At 74.8% G+C, this 8,620-nt stretch carries 10 protein-coding genes; 6 read left to right on the forward strand and 4 right to left on the reverse strand.

The genetic code is table 11. From position 1 onward, the window contains the following. The first annotated feature begins 85 nt into the window (after nt 1-85). From GPJ59_RS29495 to GPJ59_RS29510, 4 genes are all read left to right on the forward strand, one after another. Entirely contained in the window at nt 86-1,189 is a 1,104-nt protein-coding gene (locus GPJ59_RS29495) for an exo-beta-N-acetylmuramidase NamZ family protein (RefSeq protein ID WP_219670945.1), read from the forward strand. A 73-nt stretch (nt 1,190-1,262) separates the two neighbouring features. Then, nucleotides 1,263-2,582: a serine-threonine protein kinase gene (locus GPJ59_RS29500; RefSeq protein ID WP_219670920.1), complete on the forward strand. Its 1,320-nt coding sequence runs from the start codon at nt 1,263-1,265 to the stop codon at nt 2,580-2,582. Between the two features lie 104 nt (nt 2,583-2,686). Next, complete coding sequence (locus tag GPJ59_RS29505) at nt 2,687-3,304, forward strand: hypothetical protein (RefSeq protein WP_219670923.1); 618 nt, start codon at nt 2,687-2,689, stop codon at nt 3,302-3,304. A 401-nt stretch (nt 3,305-3,705) separates the two neighbouring features. After that, nucleotides 3,706-4,122, forward strand: a complete 417-nt coding sequence (locus tag GPJ59_RS29510) for a 3-keto-5-aminohexanoate cleavage protein (protein WP_308120553.1) — start codon at nt 3,706-3,708, stop codon at nt 4,120-4,122. Here the strand turns inward: GPJ59_RS29510 and soxR are convergent. Beyond that, nucleotides 4,088-4,546, reverse strand: coding sequence for a redox-sensitive transcriptional activator SoxR (gene soxR / locus GPJ59_RS29515; RefSeq protein WP_219670925.1), 459 nt, complete (start codon nt 4,544-4,546; stop codon nt 4,088-4,090). The genes GPJ59_RS29510 and soxR overlap by 35 nt on opposite strands. A 452-nt stretch (nt 4,547-4,998) precedes the next feature. On the opposite strand from soxR, the gene GPJ59_RS29520 reads away from it, so the two are divergent. Beyond that, the gene (locus tag GPJ59_RS29520; RefSeq protein WP_219670928.1) at nt 4,999-5,460 is read left to right on the forward strand and encodes a MaoC family dehydratase; all 462 of its coding nucleotides are present in this window, start codon (nt 4,999-5,001) and stop codon (nt 5,458-5,460) included. Here GPJ59_RS29520 and GPJ59_RS29525 read toward each other — a convergent pair. From GPJ59_RS29525 to GPJ59_RS29535, 3 genes are all read right to left on the reverse strand, one after another. Beyond that, the gene (locus GPJ59_RS29525; protein WP_219670930.1) at nt 5,451-6,098 is read right to left on the reverse strand and encodes a TetR/AcrR family transcriptional regulator; all 648 of its coding nucleotides are present in this window, start codon (nt 6,096-6,098) and stop codon (nt 5,451-5,453) included. The two genes, GPJ59_RS29520 and GPJ59_RS29525, sit on opposite strands and share 10 nt — an antisense overlap. 59 nt (nt 6,099-6,157) lie before the next feature. Further along, nucleotides 6,158-6,457, reverse strand: coding sequence for a YiaA/YiaB family inner membrane protein (locus tag GPJ59_RS29530; protein ID WP_219670932.1), 300 nt, complete (start codon nt 6,455-6,457; stop codon nt 6,158-6,160). Between the two features lie 133 nt (nt 6,458-6,590). After that, the gene (locus GPJ59_RS29535; RefSeq protein WP_219670939.1) at nt 6,591-7,742 is read right to left on the reverse strand and encodes an acyl-CoA dehydrogenase family protein; all 1,152 of its coding nucleotides are present in this window, start codon (nt 7,740-7,742) and stop codon (nt 6,591-6,593) included. Nucleotides 7,743-7,824: 82 nt separating this feature from the next. Between GPJ59_RS29535 and GPJ59_RS29540 the strand changes: the two genes are divergently transcribed. After that, nucleotides 7,825-8,481, forward strand: a complete 657-nt coding sequence (locus GPJ59_RS29540) for a TetR/AcrR family transcriptional regulator (RefSeq protein ID WP_219670944.1) — start codon at nt 7,825-7,827, stop codon at nt 8,479-8,481. Nucleotides 8,482-8,620: the final 139 nt, after the last annotated feature.

Here is an 8,620-nt window from a genome sequence, read left to right on the forward strand (position 1 = left end):
CGGACTGACCGCAGGTGAGGTCGTGGCGAGCGTCAGATGTGTCTAAGAGACCGGGTTCGAGCGGCTCGCGGCCGACGGGTACGCCCTGCTCGCCGGCCACCGGGTCGGCGTGGTCACCAATCCCACCGGCGTCACCGCCGACGCCCGCCACCTGGTCGACGTCCTGCACGCCGACGACCGCGTGGACCTGGTCGCCGTGTTCGGGCCCGAGCACGGCTTCCGCGGGACCGCCCAGGCGGGCGGGTCGGAGGGACGGCACCAGGACCCCGCGACCGGCCTGACGGTGTACGACACGTACGGCGTGAGCGGCCGGGCCCTGGCAGACCTGTTCACCGCCGCCCGGGTCGAGGTGCTCCTCTTCGACATCCAGGACGTCGGGGCCCGCTTCTACACGTACATCTGGACCCTGTACGACGTGATGCGCGCGGCCGCCCTGGCCGGCACGGCGGTGGTGGTGCTGGACCGGCCCAATCCGGTCGGCGGGCGGAGCGCGGCCGGCCCGGTGCTGGACCGGGCGTACGCGAGCTTCGTCGGCCGCGAGCCGATCGCGCTCGCGCACGGCATGACGGCCGCCGAGCTGGCCCGGCTGTTCAACGGCGAGTTCCTGGCGGCCGCCCCGGCGCGGCTGCACACCGTACGCATGGCCGGCTGGCGCCGGGAGGCGTTCTTCCGGGAGACCGGGCTGCCGTGGGTGCCGCCGAGCCCGAACATGCCGACGCCGGAGACCGCCCTCGCGTACGCGGGGACCTGCCTGTTCGAGGGCACCAACCTGTCGGAGGGGCGTGGCACGGCCACCCCCTTCGAGGTGGTCGGCGCGCCGGGCGCGGACCGCCGGTGGGCCGAGGCGGCGGCCGCGCTGGACCTGCCGGGGGTGTGGCTGCGGGAGGCGTACTTCACGCCCACGTTCTCCAAGCACGCCGGGAAGGCCTGCGGCGGGGTGCGGCTGCTGGTGCACGACCCGGCGGCCTTCGATCCCGTACGCACCGGCATCGGGCTGCTGGTGACGGCCCGGCGCTCCTGGAGCGGTTTCGCCTGGCGCGCGGACCGCTGGATCGACCGGCTGACCGGCTCGGACCGGGTGCGCACGCTGGTGGACGCGGGTGCGGGGGTGGCGGAGGTCGCGGCCGACTGGACGGCGGGGCTCGCGCGGTTCGCCGCGGTGCGGGAGAAGTACCTCCTGTACCCGTGACAGCGGTGGGTCCCGGCGGGATGCTGGGGCTCATCAGGCACGCGCGGGCGCGGTGGCGAAGGGGGACGTCGTCATGTCGGGTGTGGGTGTGGGGCCGTACGCGGAGCTGACGATCGACGCTGAGGGGGACGTGGACGGCGCGAGCCGGGACGCGGTGGCCCGGCTGGACGTCACCGACCTGCTGGTCTTCGCGCACGGCTGGAACAGCGACCGGTCGACGGCGACGCGGCTCTACGACCGCTTCTTCGCACCCTTCCCGCGGCTGGTGGGCCCGGGGGTGCGGCTGGGGTACGTGGGTGTCGTGTGGCCCTCGATGCGCTTCTCGGACGAGCCGATCCCGGACTTCGACACTCCGGGGGTACTGGCCGAGCCCGGTCACGGGTCCGGGCTGGACCCGCAGACCCGGCGGGCGCTGGGCGCGTTGTGGCCGGGGCGGGCGGCGGAGCTGGACCGGGTGGCCGAACTCCTCGCGCAGCGGCCCGACTCGGAGGGGGCGTTCGCCGAGTTCGGGGCACTCGTACGGGAGTTGGTGGGCCTGGACGGGGTGCCGGCCGGGGCCGCGGCGGCCGGGGTACCGGCGATGTTCAGCGCCGACGTGCTGGAGGTGTGCCGGGTCTTCACCGACGGCCTGGCCGAGGCGGGCGGCGCGGCGGAGGAGGGGGACGAGGGCGACGGGGGCGACGGGGGTGACGGGGGTGGCGGGCAGCCTTCGCTGTCGGTGGGCAACGGACTGCGCCGGCTGTGGAAGGGCGGTAAGGAGGTGCTGCGGCAGGCCACCTACTACGAGATGAAGAAGCGGGCGGGGGTGGTCGGCGAGCGCGGTCTCGGCCCGGCGCTGGTGCACGTCTCGCGCGGCCGGCCGGAGCTGCGGGTGCACCTGGTCGGGCACAGCTTCGGGGCCCGGGCGGTCTCGTTCGCGCTGCGCGCCGTCCCGGACGGCTGGGGATTCGTGAAGTCCCTGACGCTCCTACAAGGTGCCTTCTCGCACTACGCGTTCGCCGATCAGCTGCCGCACGACAAGGGGCGCGGCGGGGCGCTGCGCGGGTTGCAGCGGCGGGTCGACGGGCCCGTGGTGGCCTGCCACTCCGAGCACGACTCGGCGCTGAAGGTCTTCTACCCGCTGGCCTCCCGGATGGCGGGGGATTCGGCCGGATTCGCGGGCTTCGACGCACGGTGGGGCGCGATCGGCCACAGCGGGGTCCAGGCGGTGCCGGGCGCGCCCCGCCTGACACTGGACGCGGCCCTGCGCGACGGGCTGCCGGCGGGCGGTTGCGTCAGCGTGGACGCGGCTTCCGTGGTCCGGCGGGGTGGCGCCCCGACGGGGGCGCACAGCGACATCTGCCACGAGGAACTCGCCCGGCTCGTCGTGGCAGCGGGACGCATGTGGCGCTGACTTCCGGCCATGTGCCACCCGTACGCCTCGTCCGCCCCCGCATGCGACCGCACCCGGCCGGGCATGGTGGGCACATCGGCTCCGCGGACGGAGGTGCGAGGGTGATGGCGGGATTCCGGAGCTTGGCGTACCAGGTGCGGGACGCGCGCAACGACCGGGCTCTGCGGCGCCATTCGCTGCGCCGCTGCCTGGAGAGGTTCGCGCCGTACGGGCACCGGGCGACCTGGTGGCACCTGTGCGACCGGCACGGGATCGCCCCGGACGACCGGGCCGCGGACCCGCTGCGGCTGGTGGCCGCGCTGGAGGAGCTGGAGGAGGCCAGGGCGGTCTGGCTGGCGTACGAGCGGCAGTTCGCCGAGCGGCGGCGCCGGGAGAAGCACGACGGGCTGCGCCGGCCGGAGTGGGCGTGGGGCGGCGAGGCGGTGGTGCGGTGCGCGGACCCGGGGGTGCGGCCGGAGGGGACGCTGGCCGAGGTGCTGCGGCGCCTGGTGCGGGCGCTGGAGTCGGAGCCAGGGACGGCCTGCCCGGTGTGCGGTGAGCAGGAGCTGCGCTGGCCGGCGGTGCCCGAGCAGGGCCGGGGTCCCGGCCGGGGCGCGGGGCCGGGGGCGGGGGCGGAGGCGGGGCCGTGGGACGGGCCCGTGTGCGCCGGCTGCGGGATCGTGGTGCCCAGACCGGCCCTGGCGGTGTCGGGGCCGGCCCTGACCGGGGCCCGGGCGGCGTGATCCAGGCCGGCGTGATCGCCTCCCTCAACGGGTCCCGTACGGCTGCCGACGGCGCGGCGGTGCCGCTGTCGCCGGACGCGCCGGCCCGGCCGGGGGCGCCCCCAGTCCCCGTTCCGGTGCCGGGCCCACCGTGCCGGACCTGCCGGTCGCCTATGGCTGGTCGCGCAGTTCCCCGCGCCCCTGACGGGGCACGATCCAGCCCCGCCGGCGTTTGAGGCGTGGGGGTACCCCCGGACGAAGTCTGGGGAAGGGTCTGGGGCGGAGCCCCGGTTCTGGGGGCACTCCCCCAGCCTCCGGCCGGGGGCACCCCCACCCAGCGGTAGCTGGGGGAGAAGGGGCGGGGTGGGGAAAAGGCTCCGCGCAGCGGCCCTCACCCCCGGCCCGACGGGCAGGCGCGCGGGGTGGCGGCGGGGGCCGACGAGGTCCTGGTGCACGCGCGGACGCCGTGCGGGCGGGAGAGCCTCTCGCCCCGGGTGGCCGGCCCGCTGCTGCGGGCCCTGCGGGGCGTGGATCCCGGTCGGATGCGCCTGGTCGTGGAGTTGCCCGCCGCCGGTCCGGCCCTGCTCGCCGCGACGCCGGGGCCGGTTGCTCGCGACGCGGTGCTCTACGGGCGGGACTCCGCGGTGCTCTACGGGCGGGACGCCGCGGCCTGGCCGGTGCTGGAGTTCGCCGCCCGGCAGGGTCGCGGCCGCGTCCGGGTCGGGCTGGGCGACGTACTGCACCTGCCGGACGGGCGGCCGGCCCGTTCCAGCGGCGAACTCGTGGCCCGGGCCGCGGAGTTGCTCAGGGCTTGCCGGGCCACAGGCGGGAGCCGGTGAGGCGCTCGCCGAAGACGTCGTCGGGGTTGGAGAGCACGCAGGTCTCCAGGGAGAGGCAGCCGCAGCCGATGCAGTCGGTCAAGTGATCGCGCAGCCGCCCCAGTTGCTGGATGCGCTCGTCGAGCACCGCCCGCCAGTTCTCCGAGAGGCGGGCCCAGTCCTCGCGGTTGGGCGTGCGCTCCTCGGGGAGTTGGCCGAGCGCGTCGCGGATGGTGGCCAGCGGGATGCCCACCCGCTGCGCGGCGCGGACGAAGGCGACCCGGCGCAGTGCGTCGCGGCTGTAGCGGCGCTGGTTGCCGGACGTGCGGCGGCTGCTGATCAGGCCCTTGGCCTCGTAGAAGTGCAGTGCGGAGACCGCGGCCCCGCTGCGCGCGGACAGCTGGCCGACGGTGAGTTCGTGGACTTTCTCGGGAATCTGCGGCACCCGGTCGAGCCTAAGCGCTCCGCTGGAAATGCGGTGATGGAACCGCGGACCGGTGGGGGCTGGTCGCGCAGTTCCCCGCGCCCCTTACGGGGCGCGGTACCGCGCCGGACTTCGCCGATCCCGCTCAGCGCCCTGACCGGAGAGGCTCACCGGCCCACGACGCTCCCCCAGCTACCGCTGGGTGGTGCCCCGAGCACGGCACCTCGCTGCGGTCCGCTGCCTTGCGATGCGTCCCCCAGGCCCGGCGGGCCTGGGAGACCCCATGCACCGGACGCCGCGGACCGGCACACCTCTCCGGCCACGGCACTGGTCGGCGGATGGCGCCGGGTCGGTCCCGGGCCGGTTCCCGGGTCGGTCCCGGGTCGGTCCCGGGTCCGTTGACAGCGGCGGGCCCGCCGCCCATGCTGTCCGCTGAGCAAGCGCTTGTTTCGCTACCTGCGAGAGGGAGTGGCATGGCCGAGCCGAGGATCTTCACGTCCGCCGAGGAGCTGAGCGCCGGGATCGGTGAACCGCTCGGCCCCAGCGACTGGCTGGAGGTGGACCAGAAGCGGATCGACCTCTTCGCGGACGCCACCGGTGACCACCAGTGGATCCACGTGGACCCGGCCCGGGCCGCGTCCGGGCCGTTCGGCACGACGATCGCGCACGGCTATCTGACCCTGTCGCTGCTGCCCAGCCTGGTGCCGCAGATCATGCGGGTCGAGGGCATGCGGATGGGCATCAACTACGGCGCGGACAAGGTGCGTTTCCCGGCGCCGGTGCCGGTCGGCTCGCGGCTGCGGGCCACCGCCGTGATCACCTCGGTGACCGAGGCGGGCGACGGCGTGCAGGTCGCGGCGACCGTCACCGTCGAGCGGGAGGGCGGGCAGAAGCCGGTGTGCGTGGCGCAGACGGTGTCCCGCTACTACTTCTGACGGGCGCCGACCATCCGCAGGACGAGGTCGGCGTAGAGCGCGCCGACCTCGTCGGGGGTGCGCTGCCCCTCGGTGTTGAACCAGCGGGCTACGTCGATGCACAGCGAGAGCACGGCGAGGGTGGTGCCGGGGACGTCGGGGACGTCGAACTCCCCCGCGGCCACGCCGTCGGCGAGGATCCGCCGGACCGCCGCCCCGCTCTGCCGGCGCAGCTCCACGATCTCCGAGCGGTGCTCCGGGGCGAGGGCGTCGAGCTCGTACTGGACCACGCGGGCGGTGGTGTGGTGCGCGGCGTGCCAGCGTACGAAGTCCCGTACGGCGGCGTCGAGCCGCTCGGCGGCGGTGCCGGGGGCGTCGGCCGCGGCGGAGAGGATCTCCAGGGCCTTGTCGTGGCCGATCCGGCTGATCCGGTGGAGCAGCTCTTCCTTGGTCTTGTAGTGGATGTAGAGCGCGGCCGGGCTCATGCCGGCGCGCCCCGCGATGTCCCGGGTGGTGGTGGCGTGGTACCCGCGCTCGGCGAAGGCGTCGACGGCCGCGACCAGCAGCCTCCGTGCGGCGTCGGGGGTGACCTCCGACCACGCCTGGTAGGCCTCGGGCCCTTCCGGGGTCCCCGCCGCGGTGTCCTCCGCGCTGTCCATCGCTCGCTCACCCTCTCGTCGTGTGGAAGGCCCCACCCTACCGGAGGGTGAGCAAGCGCTTAGGCCTTTGGCGTCTTCGGCTGGAAGGGGTCGTAGTCGACCATGATCTTCTCCATCCGCGCCTGGTCGACCCGGCTGACGATCTGGCCCACCTCCTGCCGGTCGCGGATCACCTTGGCGAGGGTGAAGGCGGAGGTGGTGAGGTAGAGGACGGCGATGCCGAGGAAGGCGCGCACCCAGGCGTCGGCCTCCAGGTTCCAGATCCCGATCGCCACGGCGCCGAGCGCGATGCCGAAGGAGGCGATGGCCTGGCCGTAGTACGCCCCCGTGTTCTGCTGCTTGACCGATGTCTCGTTCATGGGGCCAGCATCGGGCGGGTGTGGCGCGGCGCACATCCGTGCGCGTACTCATACGCGTACGCGGGCCGGCGTACTCACGTACTCACGGGACCGGCTGGACGGGTCCGGCCGGACCGGTCCCGCCGGGGCCTGTTCAGAAGGCGGAGATCCCGGTGTGTGCGCGGCCGATGAGGAGCTTCTGGATCTGGCTGGTCCCCTCGTAGAGGGTCATCACCCGGGCGTCGCGCAGCAGCTTGCCCACCGGGTACTCGTCGATGTAGCCGTAACCGCCGTGCACCTGGAGCGCGTTGCTCGCGGCGCGGACGGCCGCCTCGGAGGCGAACAGCTTGGCCGTGGAGGACTCCGTGGCGAACGGCCGGCCGCGGTCGATCAGGTCCGCCACCCGCCAGGTCAGCAGCCGGGCCGCGTCCACGTCCACCGCGATGTCCGCGATCAGCTCCTGGACCAGCTGGTGCCGGGCGATCGGCCCGCCGAACTGCTCGCGCTGCCCGGCGTACGCGACGGCCGCCTCCAGCGCGGCCTGCGCGATGCCGACGCAGCCGGCGGCGACCGACATCCGGCCCTTGGCCAGCGCCGACATCGCCACCGAGAAGCCCTTGCCGGCGGGGCCGAGCAGGGCGGAGGCGGGCACGCGTACGCCGTCGAACACGAGCTCGGCCGTGGCCTGGCCGCGCAGGCCCAGCTTGCCGTGGACCTCGCGGCGGGTCAGGCCGGGAGTGTCGGTGGGGACCAGGAAGGCCGAGATCCCGCGGTGGCCGGGGGCCTCACCGGTACGGGCGAAGAGGAGCACCACGTCCGCCCAGGTGCCGTTGGTGATGAACATCTTGGTGCCGGTGAGGACGTACGCGTCCCCCTCGCGCTCGGCACGGGTGGTCAGTGCGGCGGCGTCGGAGCCGGTGCCGGGCTCGGTCAGGCCGAAGCAGCCGAGCGCGTCGCCCGCGCAGAGTCGGGGCAGCCAGGCGCGCTTCTGCTCCTCGCTGCCCCAGGCGGCGATGGTCTTGGCGACCAGGCCGAGGGAGACGGAGAGGATGCCGCGCACGGCGGAGTCGCCGCGGCCGAGCTCCTCGGTGACCAGGCAGTAGGAGAGGTGGTCGCCGCCGGAGCCCCCGTACTCCTCGGGGACGGTGAGCCCGAGGAAGCCCAGTGCGCCGAGCTTCTTGACGATCCCGCGGTCCACGCTCTCGGCCCGGTCCCAGGCGGCGGCGTACGGGACGACCTCGCGGTCGGTGAACTCGCGGGCGAGCCGCCGGACCGCGCTCTGCTCCTCGCTGAGCTCCAGATCCACAGGTACTCCTCCCGGGCGGGGGCGCGGTTTAGCGTTTTATTAGCACCGCTAGTTTTAGGCGGGCAGCCCTACTATGTGGCGCATGGCCAGACCGCGCAAGCCCCTCCTCAGCCGGGACCGGATCGTCGCCGCGGCCGTGCAACTGGTCGACGCGGAAGGGCTGGAGGCGGTCTCCACCCGGCGGCTGGCCGCCGCGCTGGGGGTCAGCGGGCCCTCGCTCTACAACCACTTCCGCACCAAGGACGAGATCCTGGACGCGGTCGCGGACACGGTGAGCGCGCGGGTGGACCTGTCGATGTTCGAGGAGGGCGATCCGCGCGACTGGCGGACGGCGCTGCACGACTGGGCGCACTCCTACCGCGACGCCCTGGCCGACCATCCGAACGTCGTGCCGGTGCTGGCCCGCGGACCGCGGCGACGGCCGGCCGGACTGCGGCTGGCGGACGCGGTGTTCGGCGGGATGACGGCGGCGGGCTGGCCGGCGGCGCAGGCCACCCGGATCGGCGCGCTGATGCGGTACTTCATCCTGGGCTCGGCGGTCGGCTCGTTCGCCGGGGGCTTCGTGGACGACGAGCAGGCGTACGACCCCGGCGACTACCCGCACCTAGGGCAGGCCCACCTGCTGGCGGAGCGGCGGCGCGAGGTGGACGAGGGAGCGTTCGAGACGGGGCTGGCGGCCCTGCTGGACGGCTTGGCGCTGCAGTTCGAGGCGCTGGTGGGTGAAAGCCCGGCGGGCTGAGGGCTGCGGGCTGCGGGGCCTGCGGCAGGCGGCAGGCGGCAGGCGGCAGGCGGCAGGCGGACGAAGCCTGGGGCCGGGCCGACGCCGGGCCGGGGCCCAGGGCCGGGCTGGGTCCCAGGGCCGGGGCCCGGGCCAGGGA

The organism is Streptomyces bambusae, assembly GCF_019400985.1.
Classification (GTDB): domain Bacteria; phylum Actinomycetota; class Actinomycetes; order Streptomycetales; family Streptomycetaceae; genus Streptomyces; species Streptomyces bambusae_A.